The organism is Mycobacterium barrassiae, from assembly GCF_025822765.1.
Classification (GTDB): domain Bacteria; phylum Actinomycetota; class Actinomycetes; order Mycobacteriales; family Mycobacteriaceae; genus Mycobacterium; species Mycobacterium barrassiae.
Genome location: NZ_JACKUK010000025.1, coordinates 285,505 through 299,237 on the forward strand (window position 1 = coordinate 285,505; position 13,733 = coordinate 299,237).

13 protein-coding genes and 1 pseudogene are annotated in these 13,733 nt (G+C 67.1%); 6 read left to right on the forward strand and 8 right to left on the reverse strand.

Annotated features, from left to right (window positions below):
* Positions 1-141: 141 nt before the first annotated feature.
* The gene (locus H7J93_RS16085; protein ID WP_267307297.1) at positions 142-1,791 is read left to right on the forward strand and encodes a PE-PPE domain-containing protein; all 1,650 of its coding nucleotides are present in this window, start codon (positions 142-144) and stop codon (positions 1,789-1,791) included.
* A gap of 8 nt (positions 1,792-1,799) precedes the next feature.
* On the opposite strand, the gene H7J93_RS16090 is transcribed toward H7J93_RS16085, so the two are convergent.
* Positions 1,800-2,111 (reverse strand): hypothetical protein, encoded by a 312-nt coding sequence (locus tag H7J93_RS16090; RefSeq protein ID WP_267307298.1) that lies wholly within the window; start codon positions 2,109-2,111, stop codon positions 1,800-1,802.
* Positions 2,112-2,218: 107 nt separating this feature from the next.
* On the opposite strand from H7J93_RS16090, the gene H7J93_RS16095 reads away from it, so the two are divergent.
* Entirely contained in the window at positions 2,219-2,860 is a 642-nt protein-coding gene (locus H7J93_RS16095) for a DUF5642 family protein (protein WP_267307366.1), read from the forward strand.
* Between the two features lie 29 nt (positions 2,861-2,889).
* The gene (locus H7J93_RS16100; RefSeq protein WP_267307299.1) at positions 2,890-3,561 is read left to right on the forward strand and encodes a DUF5642 family protein; all 672 of its coding nucleotides are present in this window, start codon (positions 2,890-2,892) and stop codon (positions 3,559-3,561) included.
* Here H7J93_RS16100 and H7J93_RS16105 read toward each other — a convergent pair.
* Both H7J93_RS16105 and soxR read right to left on the reverse strand, forming a co-directional pair.
* The gene (locus H7J93_RS16105; protein WP_267307300.1) at positions 3,558-4,154 is read right to left on the reverse strand and encodes an alpha-ketoglutarate-dependent dioxygenase AlkB; all 597 of its coding nucleotides are present in this window, start codon (positions 4,152-4,154) and stop codon (positions 3,558-3,560) included. The two genes, H7J93_RS16100 and H7J93_RS16105, sit on opposite strands and share 4 nt — an antisense overlap.
* 33 nt (positions 4,155-4,187) lie before the next feature.
* On the reverse strand, positions 4,188-4,622 hold the full coding sequence (gene soxR / locus H7J93_RS16110) for a redox-sensitive transcriptional activator SoxR (protein ID WP_267307301.1): 435 nt from the start codon (positions 4,620-4,622) through the stop codon (positions 4,188-4,190).
* Between soxR and arcA the strand changes: the two are divergent.
* Positions 4,621-5,877 (forward strand): annotated as a pseudogene (gene arcA / locus H7J93_RS16115) (arginine deiminase); the annotation flags it as partial. The gene soxR and the pseudogene arcA sit on opposite strands and share 2 nt — an antisense overlap.
* Before the next feature lies 1 nt (position 5,878).
* Here the strand turns inward: arcA and H7J93_RS29555 are convergent.
* Both H7J93_RS29555 and H7J93_RS16120 read right to left on the reverse strand, forming a co-directional pair.
* Entirely contained in the window at positions 5,879-6,715 is an 837-nt protein-coding gene (locus H7J93_RS29555) for a type IV toxin-antitoxin system AbiEi family antitoxin (RefSeq protein WP_499892064.1), read from the reverse strand.
* Between the two features lie 135 nt (positions 6,716-6,850).
* Complete coding sequence (locus H7J93_RS16120; protein ID WP_267307302.1) at positions 6,851-8,392, reverse strand: dolichyl-phosphate-mannose--protein mannosyltransferase; 1,542 nt, start codon at positions 8,390-8,392, stop codon at positions 6,851-6,853.
* Between the two features lie 24 nt (positions 8,393-8,416).
* Here H7J93_RS16120 and rsmI point away from each other — a divergent pair, with 24 nt between their 5' ends.
* Positions 8,417-9,253 carry a 16S rRNA (cytidine(1402)-2'-O)-methyltransferase gene (rsmI, locus tag H7J93_RS16125; RefSeq protein ID WP_267307303.1) on the forward strand — a complete coding sequence of 279 codons (837 nt, stop codon included), beginning with the start codon at positions 8,417-8,419 and terminating at the stop codon, positions 9,251-9,253.
* A gap of 99 nt (positions 9,254-9,352) precedes the next feature.
* On the forward strand, positions 9,353-10,336 hold the full coding sequence (locus H7J93_RS16130) for an amidohydrolase family protein (protein WP_267307304.1): 984 nt from the start codon (positions 9,353-9,355) through the stop codon (positions 10,334-10,336).
* On the opposite strand, the gene H7J93_RS16135 is transcribed toward H7J93_RS16130, so the two are convergent.
* From H7J93_RS16135 to H7J93_RS16145, 3 genes are read right to left on the reverse strand one after another with little or no spacing between them, the layout of a single operon-like run.
* Complete coding sequence (locus tag H7J93_RS16135) at positions 10,295-11,632, reverse strand: aminodeoxychorismate synthase component I (protein ID WP_267307305.1); 1,338 nt, start codon at positions 11,630-11,632, stop codon at positions 10,295-10,297. The genes H7J93_RS16130 and H7J93_RS16135 overlap by 42 nt on opposite strands.
* 20 nt (positions 11,633-11,652) lie before the next feature.
* Positions 11,653-12,540: an RNA polymerase sigma-70 factor gene (locus H7J93_RS16140; RefSeq protein WP_267307306.1), complete on the reverse strand. Its 888-nt coding sequence runs from the start codon at positions 12,538-12,540 to the stop codon at positions 11,653-11,655.
* Positions 12,537-13,718, reverse strand: a complete 1,182-nt coding sequence (locus tag H7J93_RS16145) for an NAD(P)/FAD-dependent oxidoreductase (protein ID WP_267307307.1) — start codon at positions 13,716-13,718, stop codon at positions 12,537-12,539. The genes H7J93_RS16140 and H7J93_RS16145 overlap by 4 nt, the downstream gene beginning before the upstream one ends.
* Positions 13,719-13,733 lie beyond the last annotated feature (15 nt).

Here is a 13,733-nt window from a genome sequence, read left to right on the forward strand (position 1 = left end):
GCCCTCGATAGCGCCATGACCAAATTTGCTCTAGTGTTGCGAAAAGTTTGCTGGATCGGGCAGACTCTGGGAAAGCAACATGCGTATGGGGTGGGAACCGCGGGTGTGCACGGGCGTTGAAAGGGTCGGGAAATGCGGGGGATGATTCGTTCGCTGGGCGTGGTGGGCCTGGCGTTGCTGAGCGTCATCGGGCTGGCAGTGGCATGGACCGCCACCACCATCGTTTCGCTGACGGCGACCGCCCTCATCATGGGTGGTACAGGTCATCCACTGAGATCTCCCCAGGATCCGCTGACCTACATCAACCCGTACATGTCCAATGCGGTCAACGGCTTCATCAACCCCGCGTCTGAGGCGCCGACGGGCACCGGCGGCGACCCGATCGACGGGGTGGGCCCGACGGAGAATCGCTACGCGATCATCACGCCCGAGCAGTTCTTCCCGGTGGCCGGCTCGATGACCTTCGATCAGTCCGTCGCCGCCGGACTGGCGAACTTGAGCAGATGCATTCGCGGGGCCAGCGACTGCGCCTACAACACAGGCGCGCCCGATGTCCCGGGCGCGCCGGCGGACGTGCCCGTCGCCACGGACGAGTTCGTCGTCTTCGGCTACTCGCAGAGCGCGGTGATCGCGTCGCTGCTCAAGAGGGACATGATCGAGAACCCTGAGGACTATCCCGACCTCGAACCAGGCGACGTCTCGTTCTTCCTGTTGGCCAATCCGATGCGTCCCAACGGAGGGTTCCTGTCGCGTGGTCCGACGGGTATGACCATCCCGATCCTCGGTGTCACCTTCTACGGCGCCACCCCGACGAACAGCTGCCAGCCCGACGGCGACTGCTACCAAACCGCCGATCTCGCTGCGCAGTACGACGGCCTCGGAGGCGACGCACCCGCCAGCATCACGAACGTGTTGGCCGTGGCGAACGCCGCTCTCGGCTACTACTACTTCCACGGCGATCTGCAGGAGGGCGACTTCGACGACGCCCTGTATCAGGGCTCCTACGGCGACACCGACTACTACATCGTTCCGGCCAGGCGACTGCCCCTGCTGATGCCGTTCGAGTCGTTCGTGCCGTCGCCGATCCTGACCCTGTTGGAGGAGCCGCTGAAGGCGGCGATCGAAGCCGGCTACGCGCGCGACGTCAATCCGGGCGTCGCGACGAAGGTGGGGCTGCTGCCGTTCCGGAATCCGGTGCAGGCCATCGTGAACATCGTCAAGGCGATCCCGGTGGGTATCGACAATGCGGTCGCGGAAGCCTCCGGGGATCCGACCAACAGGCCGCTGGGAACCGCACCGGTCACCAGCCCGTTCGGTGTCGGCGGGCCAGACCTGCCTGAACCGCCCGCCGCCGATGAGAATCCGGTGATGGCGCGAATGAGCGATAACTCGAACGTTCGCGAGGTGATTACCGAAGAGGAGATCACCGAGGAGGTCGTCAACGAGCAGGAGCTGTCCGGCACCTCCACTGGCGATGTCGTTGAAAAAGAGGTCGTCGAGAACGAGGTCGTCGAGAACGAGGCCGTCGAGAACCAGGCCCCGCGGAGGCCCACGGCCAAGACGCCCGGCACCGTCAAGCGGCCGGCTCCGCTCAGCCAGCTCCGCGACACCGTGGCGGGCATCCGGGACGGCGTTCGCGACAGCATCCGGCTGCCGAAGATCCGGGGTCCGATCGGCTTCGACTCGCAGCGCAGCACGAAGCCGCCCTCACCGAAGAAGCCCGGTAACAGCGAAACCACCACGGGCGAGCCGAAATCCGCCCCGGCTGCGGCGAGCGAGCCCGCCGCCTGATCACCGGATCAGACGTCGCAGTTCAGAGATACCGTGATCGACTGGCTCACGACCACGGTGATGTACTCGCGCCACTTGCCCTCGCCGACGGGGATCGTCTGCGTCACCTGCTGCGGATTACGCACGTTGGTGACGAGGCACTCGCCCAGCGGTGCGTTACCGACTCGATCGATGACGACGTTGTAGCCGGCGGATTCCAATTCGCCGATCGTTTGATACGCGTTGCCCGGTCTGGCGGGATCCGCCGTCGCGACACCCATGGGGGTGAGTGCAACACCTATCGCTGCCGTCGTTACTACTAGACCCCATCCTTTGCGCATGAGGGCCTCCGTTCTTTTGCCTGGTACTTGTCCATCGTTCGGAGGGCCGATTTCGTTGCATGGATAGCTGTAGGGGATGGCTGTGGTATCAACACCGCGTGCGCGCGATGTGTGCGGCGGTGGCCCTGCTGGCTGTGGCCTGCGGCGCGTCCGATCGCCCACCGCAGGGAGCGCCCGCATCTGAGGGTGCATCGGCGCAGGTCAACCCCGCCAGGATCGACCGCGTGCGTGAAGATCTGCCCGACGGGTACGAGGTGGCAAATATTTCGGGGCCTGTCGCGCCGACGGCGTTGTGGGGATACGGCAGCCTGTGGACGGCCGATCCGCCGCAGTGCGGCCTGCTGTCGGACCCCGTCGTCGACCCGGCCTCGACGAAAGGCTGGTCGGGATCGGGGACCGGCGGCATCGTCTACGCGGTGGTGGCGGACTTGGCGGTGGGTCTCGATCCCGGGGTGGCGGCCGAATGTCAGCACTGGACGCTGTCGGCCGGACAGACGAGCGGCAGCGTCACCCTGACCACCGCGCCGACGATCGAAGGCGCGCAGACCCTCGCGATGGCCACGTCGACGAAGACCGTCGTCGAAGGGGGTACCGAGACTCGGTCTCACGCCGACACGGTCACCGCATACCTGGATAGCCATGTCGCGTTCGTCACCGTGGTGACCGATCCGGGATCGCCGCATCCGCAACTGGGCGCGGATTTCGCCAATGAATTGTTGGTGAAAACGGTCGCGGCGCTGCGGGGTTGATCCCTGGCTCGACGGTAAGTTGTGCGGCAATGTTCAAGAGCGCAAAGCTCGTCAGCCAGTTGGCCGTGGTGTGCGCCGTCGTACTGGCCGCGTGCGGAACCGAAGAGCCGGCCAACCCGTCGAACGCTGATATCGCCCGGGTGAAGGATGTGCGGTCGAGTTTCGGTCCGCAGTTCAAGGTGACCGAGTTCGGGCCCGCGGGGATCGATCCTCGACTGCTCGGACCGCAGGCGCTGCCGGCCGGCATGAAGTTCGATCCCGCCGACTGCGGATCCTTCGCCACCGCGCAGGTGCTCCCGCAGGGGGTCAAGGGCAACATGGCCGCCACGACGGCCGAGGGCGACGGGAACCGGTTCATCGCCATCGCGGTGGAAACCTCCGAACCCGTTCCGCTGAACCGGCCGGCGGACACCTGCCAGCGGGTCGGCTTCGCCGGGGGCGGAGTGCGCGGCCTCGTCGAGGTCGTGGAGGCGCCGTCGATCGACGGTGCCCAGACAATGGGCACCCACCGCGTGTTGCAGACCGTCGTCAACGGCAAGCCGAGCACCGGCGAGATCTTCAACTACATCGCGGGCTTCGACACGTTTCTCGTGATCGTCACCGCCAACCCGCTCGTGCTGCCCGACAAACCCGTCACACCGGTCGACACCCAGCGCGCCCGCGATCTCCTCACCGCGGCCGTCACGGCGGTGCGGGGCTAACGCACGTCCTGTGGTCGGAACTGAATACTGATCCGGGGGCCGGTTGGGCGCGACGTCTTCGGTATCGCGTGCTCCCAGGTGCGCTGACACGAGCCGCCCATCACCAGCAGGTCGCCATGCCGGTGCGCCATCCGCAGCGACTTACCCCCGCCGCGCGGCCGTAACGCGAAAACCCTTGTGGCGCCGAGTCCGACGATGGCGACCATGGTGTCTTCGGTGCTGCTGCGACCGATGGTGTCGCCGTGCCAGGCCACGCTGTCGTCGCCGTTGCGGTACAGACACAACCCCGCGGTGGTGAACGGTTCGCCGAGCTCGCCTGCGTACACGTCGTTGAGGCGCCTGCGGATCTGCTTAAGCCGCGGATGCGGAGGCGGCTCGTCGATCAGATTGTGGAAGCTGACCAGGCGCGGTACGTCGAGCACACGGTCGTACATCTGCCGTCGTTCTGCCCGCCACGGAATGCCGTCACGCAACTCTTCGAAAAGCGAGTCGGCGTCGTCCAGCCATCCCGACCGGTAGTCGATCCAGGCGCCATTGCCAAGATGGCGTCGTTCCGCGTGCTCGAACAGCGAGCTCTGCAGAGCCAGCTCCATGCCCGCGATCCTATCGCACAGATGTTCGAAGGGTTAGAGCCGTGCGGCGCCCGGCCCCTGAAGGGCGAGGACATCCTCGGGGTTGGTCAGCGCGCAGGTCTTGAGGCTCAGGCATCCGCAGCCGATGCAGCCGGTGAGGTTGTCGCGCAGTCGCTGCAGGTGCAGGATCCGGTCGTCGAGGTCCTGACGCCAAGTAGCGGAGAGTCGCGCCCAGTCCTTGGTCGTCGGGACGCGGTCGGTCGGCAGGGTGGCCAGTGCGTCGCGGATGCGCGCTAGCGGAATGCCCAGGCGTTGGCTCATCCGGATGAACGCGACACGGCGGAGCGTCTCGCGGGCGTAGCGCCGCTGGTTGCCGCCGGTTCGCTTGCTGGAGATCAGCCCCTCCCGCTCGTAGAAATGCAGCGCCGAAACGGCGACACCGCTTCGGGCGGCCATCTCGCCCGGTGTGAGTTCGTGTACCAACTCCATGACCTCAACCATAGTTGAGGTCGCTGGCAGTGCTCTGCGCGATACGGTGCTACTCGTGACAATGGGCTGCGATTCCGAGGTCGGCCGGCTGCGGGCCGTCATCCTGCACCGGCCCGGTGCCGAACTGCAGCGGTTGACCCCACGCAACAACGACAGGCTGTTGTTCGACGGCCTGCCCTGGGTGGCCAAGGCGCAGCGCGAGCACGACGCGTTCGCCGCGCTGTTGTCATCGCGTGGTGTCGAGGTGCTGTTGCTGGCCGACCTGCTGACCGAGGCATTGGCCAAGAGTGGCGCGGCGCGCATGCACGGCATCGCGGCTGCCGTCGACCCGCGCCGGCTGGGACTGCCGTTGGCGCAGGAGCTTTCGGCCTATCTGCGCACACTGGATCCCGCGCCGCTGGCGTCGGTGCTGATGGCCGGGATGACCTTCAACGAGTTGCCGTTGCACGGCGGCGAACTGTCATTGGTGCGACGGATGCACCACGGCGGGGATTTCGTCATCGATCCGCTGCCGAATCTGCTCTTCACCCGCGACTCGTCGTTCTGGATCGGCCCCCGGGTGGCGATCACGTCGCTGGCTTTGCCCGCGCGCGTGCGTGAGACGTCGCTGACCGACGTGATCTATGCGCACCACCCGCGGTTCCTCGGTGTGCGGCGCGCGTACGAGTCGCGGTCGGCGCCCGTGGAGGGCGGCGACGTGCTGCTGTTGGCGCCGGGCGTGGTCGCGGTGGGAGTGGGGGAGCGGACCACGCCAGCGGGTGCGGAGGCGTTGGCGCGCAGCCTGTTCGACGACGATCTGGCGCACACCGTCCTGGCCGTGCCGATCGCGCAGGAGCGCGCGCAGATGCACCTCGACACCGTATGCACGATGGTCGACGTGGACGCCGTGGTGATGTACCCGAACATCGTGGAGACGCTGTCGGCGTTCACGATTCATCGCGACGGCTCCGGTGGGGTGCGCATCGACGACGCACGACCGTTTCTTACCGCCGCGGCCGACGCCATGGGTATCGAGAAGCTGCGGGTGATCGCGACCGGCCTCGACCCCGTCACCGCGGAGCGGGAGCAATGGGACGACGGCAACAACACGCTAGCCGTGGCGCCCGGTGTGGTGATCGCCTACGAACGCAATTCCGAAACCAATGCGCGGCTGGCGGATTCGGGTATCGAGGTGTTGCCAATAGAAGCATCGGAGCTCGGTACCGGCCGCGGCGGTCCCCGCTGTATGTCGTGTCCCGCCGCCCGCGACCCGCTCTCTAGGTCCGCCTACGCTGAGCCAAGGCGGCGCGTATCCTCCGGATACTGGGCATCGCAGTGTGGTCGGGTCGTATGCGAAAGTGCAGCCAGCCACGGCGCTGATAAAGCTCCGCAGTCGAGAGTTGCTGGACAACGGAATAGCGGTCGGTGCCTTCGGCCTCGTAGCAGTCGACTCCGACTTTCGGCCCTTCCCAGCCCATCGCGATCGTCGACTCCCAATATTTATCTCCGACTGGAATGTTGGTGCTCGGTCGTGGCAAGCCTGCGTCGATGAGGCGCAGGCGCAATGCGGACTCCTCCGGACTGTCCGCTCCGCCGTCCATGAGTCCTGACGCGATGCGTGACGCCGGCATTCCGTGCGCGCCCCGGTAACGGAGTTCCAACGGCTCGATGTCGCCGACTCTCACCCCGGTGACGCGTGCGAGTGCGTCGAGGTGAGCTACTGCGATGTCACGTGCCAGGTAGCGGCCGAGGTCCAACGCAGTGCGCGCCGCTGAGGTCACGAGCAGACCGCCGATGCGGACGACCTCGTCGTCATCGATCCGTTCCTCGCGGATCACGACTCCCGGCCTGCGGCGACCGTGTTTCGCAATCAACTCGATCGGCGTTTCATCTCTAATCCACATGACGCCGTGCATGGCGGCCGCGGCTCGCCCGGCCACGATGCCCGTCCGTCCGGTCCACAGCCACGCTGCCCTGGTGAGGGCGTACAAGTCCCGGCGTGCATCTTTGTGCAGGTAGACGTTCGGATGCACCGCGCGGTAGTTCCAGCGCAGGGCCCCACGGGATACGTCGCCGGCCGCAACGGCTTCGCTTCCGATGAATGGCCCTCGCATGCGGCCTATCGTCGCCGGGGGCACTGACAGTTCGGACTCCTAGTGCCGTTTCCGACACCATGGCTGTGGAATGCGCTCGATCGCTACTTTTCACAGCCATGGTGTCGAAAATGCGGATAGAGCCAATAGAGGGACCTAACTCCAAGACGGCAGCCAGATCTGCATGTTCCAGGTGGCCTGCGAAATCGGTATGCCCGTCAGGATCGGGTACATCCACGCGAAGTTCGTGAGCACCAGCGCGACATAAAAACTCACCGCGATGAGGCCCAGCGTTCTTCGCTCCGAATTCTGGTTCGGCTTGTAGAGGATGTCGCCGAGGATCATCGCGATCGCCAGCACCAAGAACGGCGCCATCACCGCCGCGTAGAAGAAGTACATCTGCCGGTCGATGTCCGCGAACCACGGCAAGAAGCCCGCGCTGTAGCCGACCAGGATCGCGGCGTAGCGCCAGTCGTGCTTGACGAACGTGCGCCACACCGCCCAGGCGAGTACCGGCACCGCGATGAACCACATCGCGGGCGTGCCAACGAGCAGGACCGCCTTGACACACGACTGTGCGCCGCAGCCGGGGACGTTCTCGTTGTCGATCGCGTAGAGCACCGGCCGCAGCGACATCGGCCACGTCCAGGGTTTGGACTCCCAGGGGTGGTGGTTGCCGTCGGCGTTGGTCAGCCCTGAATGGAACTTGTACGCCGCGAACGTGTAGTGCCACAGCGAGCGCAGCGCGTCGGGCACCGGCAGGATGCTGTCCTCGCCGATCGACCTGCCGACCTCGTGCCGATTCACGCCGGTCTCCGACGCGAACCACGGCGTATAGGACGCCAGGTAGACGCCGAACGGAATCAGCACGAGCGCATACAGCGACGGGCCAAGATCGCGGCGAAACGCCCCGAGCCACGGCCGCGGCACTCGATACTGTCGACGCGCGGCGATGTCGAACGCCAGCGTCATCACCCCGAAGAACGCCACGAAATAGAGTCCGGACCACTTTGTCGCGCAGGCCAATCCGAGCAGCACCCCGGCGCCGAACCGCCACCACCGCACGCCGAGCCTCGGACCCCACGGTGTCTCGCTGATGCGGCCTTCGAGCAGAGCGACGTGCATCCGCTCGCGTACCTGGTCGCGGTCGACGATCAAACATCCGAACGCCGCCACCACGAAGACCACCAGGAATCCGTCGAGCAGCGCGGTGCGTGACGCGACGAAGCTGACTCCGTCGGCGATCAGCAGCAGCCCGGCGATCCCGCCGACGACTGTGGACCGGCTGATGCGCCGAGCGATCCGCGCGACGAGCAACACGGTGATGATGCCGCAGACGGCGCCGGCGAAGCGCCAGCCGAGGCCGTTGTATCCGAAGATCGCCTCGCCCATGGCGATCAACTGCTTGCCCACCGGCGGATGCACCACCAGCCCGTAGCCGGGGTTGTCCTCGACGCCGTGGTTGTGCAGCATCTGCCACGCCTGCGGCGCGTAGTGCTTCTCGTCGAAGATGGGGGTGCCTGCGTCGGTCGGCGACCCGAGGTTCAGGAAACGCGTCACGGCGGCCAACGCGGTGACGATGGCCGTCATCGCCCAGCCCTGGAGACGGTCCACCGGACCGAAGTCGGCGATCGGCACCAGCGGGGCTGGACTGATCACGGGGACCGCGCGCGAGGCTTCGGTTGCGGGGGCGGTCACGCAAGCGATCGTAGGCTGTCCCGCATGGACTCCGGCCGACTGCTGATCGGCGCCACGCCCCTGGGCCGGCCCGAGGACGCGTCTGCGCGGCTGGTCAGCGCCCTGGCCAGTGCCGATGTGATCGCGGCCGAGGACACCCGGCGGATCCGCACCCTGGCCCAGGCTCTCGACGTCAAACCCGCGGGAAAGGTGGTCAGCCTCTACGACCAGAACGAGGCGACGCGTGTTCCCGCGCTGGTCGCCGAGATCGCGGCGGGAGCGACCGTGCTGCTCGTCAGCGATGCCGGGATGCCGCTGATCAGCGACCCCGGCTACCGGCTGGTGTCCGCGTGCATCGACAGCGACCTGCCGATCACCTGTCTGCCCGGCCCGTCAGCGGTGACGACGGCGCTGGCCGTGTCGGGGCTGCCGTCGGAGAGGTTCTGCTTCGAGGGGTTCGCCCCGCGGCGGCATTCGGCGCGGATGACCTGGCTCGCCACCCTGGCCGCCGAGTCCCGCACGTGCGTGTTCTTCGAATCGCCCCGGCGACTGGCGGAGACGCTGGCCGACGCTCTGGACGCGCTGGGCGGTGACCGTGAGGCCGTGGTCTGTCGCGAACTGACGAAGACGCACGAGGAGATCGTCCGGGGTTCGTTGGCCGAGCTCGCCGAGTGGGCCAAAGAAGGTGTGCTGGGCGAGATCACGGTGGTGCTGGCTGGCGCGACCCCCAAGGCCGACCTGGACACGCTGGTCGCCGAGGTCAACGCTCTCGCGGAGGAGGGCATGCGGGTCAAGGATGCGTGTGCCCAGGTGATCGCAATGCATCCGGGTGCGCCGTCGCGACGCGAACTCTACGACGCGGTGCTGCGCTCGCGACAGTAACGCGCAGCTGTGGGCTGGCTGTCAATCGCATGTCAGCGCGAACTCTGCCGAGCGAACCGACGTATCACGGTATAGGGGTGCGGCGTGTAAGGAGCAGCTGTGAGAGTCGTTGGCCTGGAGGAACATTACGTCACCACCGAAGTTGTCAAAGCTTGGGCGAACCTCGATTCGCGTTGGCAGGATCCTGTGGTCAACCGGCCGGGCCAGGACGGGATCAGGCAACGGCTGCTCGAGATCGGCGACCGGCGCATCGCCGCGATGGACGACGCCGGCGTCGACCTGCAGGTGGCCTCGCTCACCTCGCCGGGCCTCTTCAACCTCGCACCTGCCGATGCGCGCGCGCTTCAAACCGACTGCAATGATCAGCTCGCCGCCGCCGTGCGCGCGTATCCCGACCGGCTGCAGGGCTTCGCCACACTGGCCGCCCCCGATCCTGACGCGGCGGCCGACGAACTCCGCAGAGCAGTAACGACTTTGGGATTCAACGGTGCATTGATATTCAGTCGGGTGCGCGATCAGCCCATCGACCACCACGACTTCTGGCCCGTCTTCGAAGCCGCCGAGGAGTTGGGCGCCCCGCTGTATCTCCACCCGCAATCGCCGCCCCCATCGGTGCGGGAGGCCTACTACTCGGGGTTCGACGACATCGTCAGCGGCGCCTTCGCGACTCACGGGGTGGGTTGGCACTACGACGCGGGTGTGCAACTGCTCCGGCTCATCCTCGCCGGAGTGTTCGACCGCTTCCCCAAGCTGCAGGTGATCATGGGGCACTGGGGTGAGACTGTGCTGTTCTTCCTCGAGCGCATCGACAGAATGGCCGGGATAGCCCGCCTCGAACGATCCGTGTCCGAATACGTGCGCTCGAACGTGTTCGTCACTCCGGGAGGCATTTTCAGTACCCGCTATCTGCGTTGGGCCCTGGACGTGGTCGGCGCCGACCGCATCATGTTCGCCGCCGACTACCCCTTCGTGTCGCCGGACGACGGCGCCGCGCATCACTTCCTCGACGTACTGGATGACGACGATCGAGAGAAGATCGCGTCAGGTAATTGGGACCGACTCTGCGCGGCGATCAGGCGCTGACTGGATGATCGGCGCCGCCTTGTGCAGGCACTCGTCCCACTCTCGATCGGGATCGGAATCGGCGGTGATCCCGCCGCCGACGCCGAGCACCGCGCCGCCGTGTGCGTCGAACTCGACCGTCCGGATCGCCACGTTCAGCTCGCACCCGGCGATCGGTGAGGCCAACCCGACTGTGCCGCAATACACTCCGCGCCGATGCGGCTCCCAACTGCGCAGCAGCTGACGGGCGCGCAGCTTGGGTGTTCCGGTCACCGACGCGGGCGGGAACGTGGCGTCGAGCACGTCGGCCATCGGCATGTCGACCCCGACGCGAGCCGTCACCGTCGACACGAGATGCCAGACACCCGGCGCCGGCCGGACGACCAGCAGCTCGGGCACGGAGACACTGCCGGTGACCGCGACCCGGCCCAGGTCGTTGCGGACCAGATCGACGATCATGATGTTCTCCGCGACGTCTTTGACCGATGCGCGTAACTCCGACGGATCGTTGTGCTGCGGCAGCGTGCCCTTGATCGGACTCGACGTCACCGCCTCGCCGCGTCGCCGCAGGAACAACTCGGGCGACAGCGACGCCACCGCACCCCAGTCGCCGGCCACGTACGCCGCCCTGGCGGGGGAGGTGCGCGCGACGGCGTCGGCGAAGAATTCGATTGCGGCTCCGGTGTTTGATGTCGCCGCCGGCGCGGCTCCGGTGTTTGATGTCGCCGCCGGCGCGGCTCCGGTGTTTGATGTCGCCGCCGGCGCGGCTCCGGTGATCCGGCCGACGAACTGCGTGCACACGCACGCCTGGTACACCTCACCCGCCGCGATCGCGTCCAGGCATTCCCGCACCCCGCGACGATGTGCGTCGCGATTCGCGGGGCCCCACTCGATAGTGCTCGGCCGTATCGGCGCGCACGTCTCGATGGCCTCGGCGACCCATCTGGAAAGCCCTGCACCGGAGAGGCTTTCGTACCACCACAGCCCGTCGCGATCCTGGCGCAACACGCAGTCCGACCAACCGCCTGCCGCCTCGGGTATGCGCGGGCCACGGCCGTCGGCGCCCGCATCGGGGTACGACAGATAGCCGAACCATCCGCCGCCGACCACATCTCCGGACGCCCCGGGGGCCACGTCGAACACCTCGGAGGTCGCGACCGGCACCGCTGAAACCGACGGTGCGATGACGGCGCCCGAACCGAACCACTCGCCGATCAGCGCGGCCGGCGGGGGCAACCCGCGGCGGCGCGCCGCATCGGCAACCGCGCAAAGCACCGCAGGGGCTGCGCCCAAGTCGCCGAGTCGCTCGATCCGCACCAGGTAAGCGTGGCAGAAAGCTAGCGGCTTATCTCCCGCGGGATGTCGACACCGGTCAGCTTGTCCGGGTTGCGCATCGCGTAGAAGTGGCTGATCTTCCCGTCGGTGATCTCGACGGTGATGATGCCTTCGAAGCTGTCGCCCAGGTAAAGCTTCAGCGCCGGGGCGTTGTTGTACATCGCCGGCTCGACCCGGCCGGCCTCGCCTGCCACGCGAACCAGCCCGATGATGACCCTCGCCACCTTGTCGGCGCCGATGACGGGCCTGCGCGCCGCACTGACCTTGCCGTCGGAGTCGGCGGTCCACTTGACGTCCTCGGTGAGCATCTCCAGCAGGGCATCGAGGTCGCCGGTCGAGGCCGCGGCGAAGAACCGGGCCGTGATCTCCATGGAGAGTTTCGGGTCGACGGGCTCGAACCGCTTACGGCGGGACTGGACATGCTCGCGGGCACGGTGGGCCATCTGGCGGACCGCCGCCGTCGATTTGCCGATTGTCGAAGCGATCTCGTCATGGCTGAAGCCGAACACCTCGCGCAGCACGAACACCGCGCGTTCGTCGGGGCTCAGCGTCTCCAACACCACGAGCATCGCCATCGAAACCGATTCGGCCAGAACGACATCGGCCGAGGCGTCTTTGGTCTCCAGCAGCAGCGGCTCGGGCAACCAGGGGCCGACGTAGTCCTCACGCCTGCGCGACTGCGCCCGCAGGGCGTTGAGGGACTGCCGGGTGACGAGCTGGGCGAGGTAGGCCTTGGTGTCCTGCACCGTCGACAGGTCCACCTCGGCCCAGCGCAGGTAGCTTTCCTGCAGCACGTCATCGGATTCGGTTGCGCTGCCCAGGATCTCGTAGGCGATCGTGAACAGCAGCGGCCGCAAGGCCGTGAATCGTTCGGCGTGTTCGTCAGTCACGGTCGCACCGGTTGGGCGGCTACCGCCAACTGCTGCTCGCGCTTACCGCCCTTGAGCCAGAAGTAGCTGCCCGGTTTGCGCGCCTCCCGCTGCAGGAAGGTGACGGTGCCCTTGCAGACCGCCTCCTTGATCTTGGCTGCGGTGCGGCCGCCGATGTGCAGCGGGATGACCGTGTCGTCGAAGCGCGCCAGCTGAACGAGGCCGCCTGTCCGGCCGAGGCTGATGCACTGGCCGGTGAACGCCTGGTTGAGCCGTTTGGGCTCGGTGCCCGCGATGCGGCTGAGCACGGTGTTCGCGGCCTGTGCGCCCAGCGGGATGGCTGCCTGGCAGCTCATGCGCAGCGGCACGTTCGACGGTGCGGCCGCATCGCCTGCGGCGACGATGCGTGGGTCGTCGATGCTGGTCAGGGTCTCGTCGGTGAGCAGTCGGCCGGCCGCGTCGGTGCTCAGCCCGCTGTTGGCGGCCAGGTCGGGGACACCGAAGCCGGCGGTCCAGACCGTGACCGTGCTGGCGATGGTGCGTCCGTCGGCGAGGATCACGGCGTCGGGGCGCACCTCGGTCGCGGTGGAGCCCGGACCGTCGATGATGGTGACGCCGAGCCGGGTCAACCGCTTGGCGGCCGCGCGACGGCCACGAGCGTGCAGGTAGGGGCCGAGCACTCCGCCACACACCAGCGTCACGCGCCGGCCCTCCTCGGCGAACTCCGCGGCCACCTCCAGACCTGTCGGACCGGCGCCGATCACGGTCATCGGCGCATCGGCGCCTGCGGCATGGAACGCTTTCTTCAACTGCTCGGCCTGCTCGAGTTCCGAGATCGGGTAGGCGAATTCGGCGGCGCCGGGCACGACAGGTGCGGCCCCGTGACTCCCGATGGCGTAGATCAGGTAGTCGTAGGTCAGCTCACCGCCGCCGCTGAGTTCGATGCGCCGCCCCGGTGCGTCGATGCGGGTCACCGAATCGACCTTCAGGTGGATGCCGTCACCGAGAATGTCGGCGTAGTCCACAACGGCGTCGTCGCTGCCGGTCACCAACTGGTGAAGCCGGATCCGCTCGACGAACTGTGCGCGGGGGTTGACCAGGGTGATGTCGACGTTCTCGTTCAACCGCAGATGGTTGGCCGCCAGAACGCCGGCATAGCCGCCGCCGATCACGATCACGCGGGTCTTCTGTGCAGTCATCTTGATCTCCTCGAG

What these genes read in the sequence shown, in the direction of transcription:
- H7J93_RS16085 (WP_267307297.1), top strand. Translation starts at nt 142, where the DNA reads ATGATTCGTTCGCTGGGCGTGGTGGGCCTGGCGTTGCTGAGCGTCATC.
- H7J93_RS29555 (WP_499892064.1), bottom strand. Translation starts at nt 6,715, where the DNA reads ATGCGAGGGCCATTCATCGGAAGCGAAGCCGTTGCGGCCGGCGACGTA.
- H7J93_RS16090 (WP_267307298.1), bottom strand. Translation starts at nt 2,111, where the DNA reads ATGCGCAAAGGATGGGGTCTAGTAGTAACGACGGCAGCGATAGGTGTT.
- H7J93_RS16100 (WP_267307299.1), top strand. Translation starts at nt 2,890, where the DNA reads ATGTTCAAGAGCGCAAAGCTCGTCAGCCAGTTGGCCGTGGTGTGCGCC.
- soxR (WP_267307301.1), bottom strand. Translation starts at nt 4,622, where the DNA reads ATGGAGTTGGTACACGAACTCACACCGGGCGAGATGGCCGCCCGAAGC.
- rsmI (WP_267307303.1), top strand. Translation starts at nt 8,417, where the DNA reads ATGGACTCCGGCCGACTGCTGATCGGCGCCACGCCCCTGGGCCGGCCC.
- H7J93_RS16095 (WP_267307366.1), top strand. Translation starts at nt 2,219, where the DNA reads ATGTGTGCGGCGGTGGCCCTGCTGGCTGTGGCCTGCGGCGCGTCCGAT.
- H7J93_RS16105 (WP_267307300.1), bottom strand. Translation starts at nt 4,154, where the DNA reads ATGGAGCTGGCTCTGCAGAGCTCGCTGTTCGAGCACGCGGAACGACGC.
- H7J93_RS16145 (WP_267307307.1), bottom strand. Translation starts at nt 13,718, where the DNA reads ATGACTGCACAGAAGACCCGCGTGATCGTGATCGGCGGCGGCTATGCC.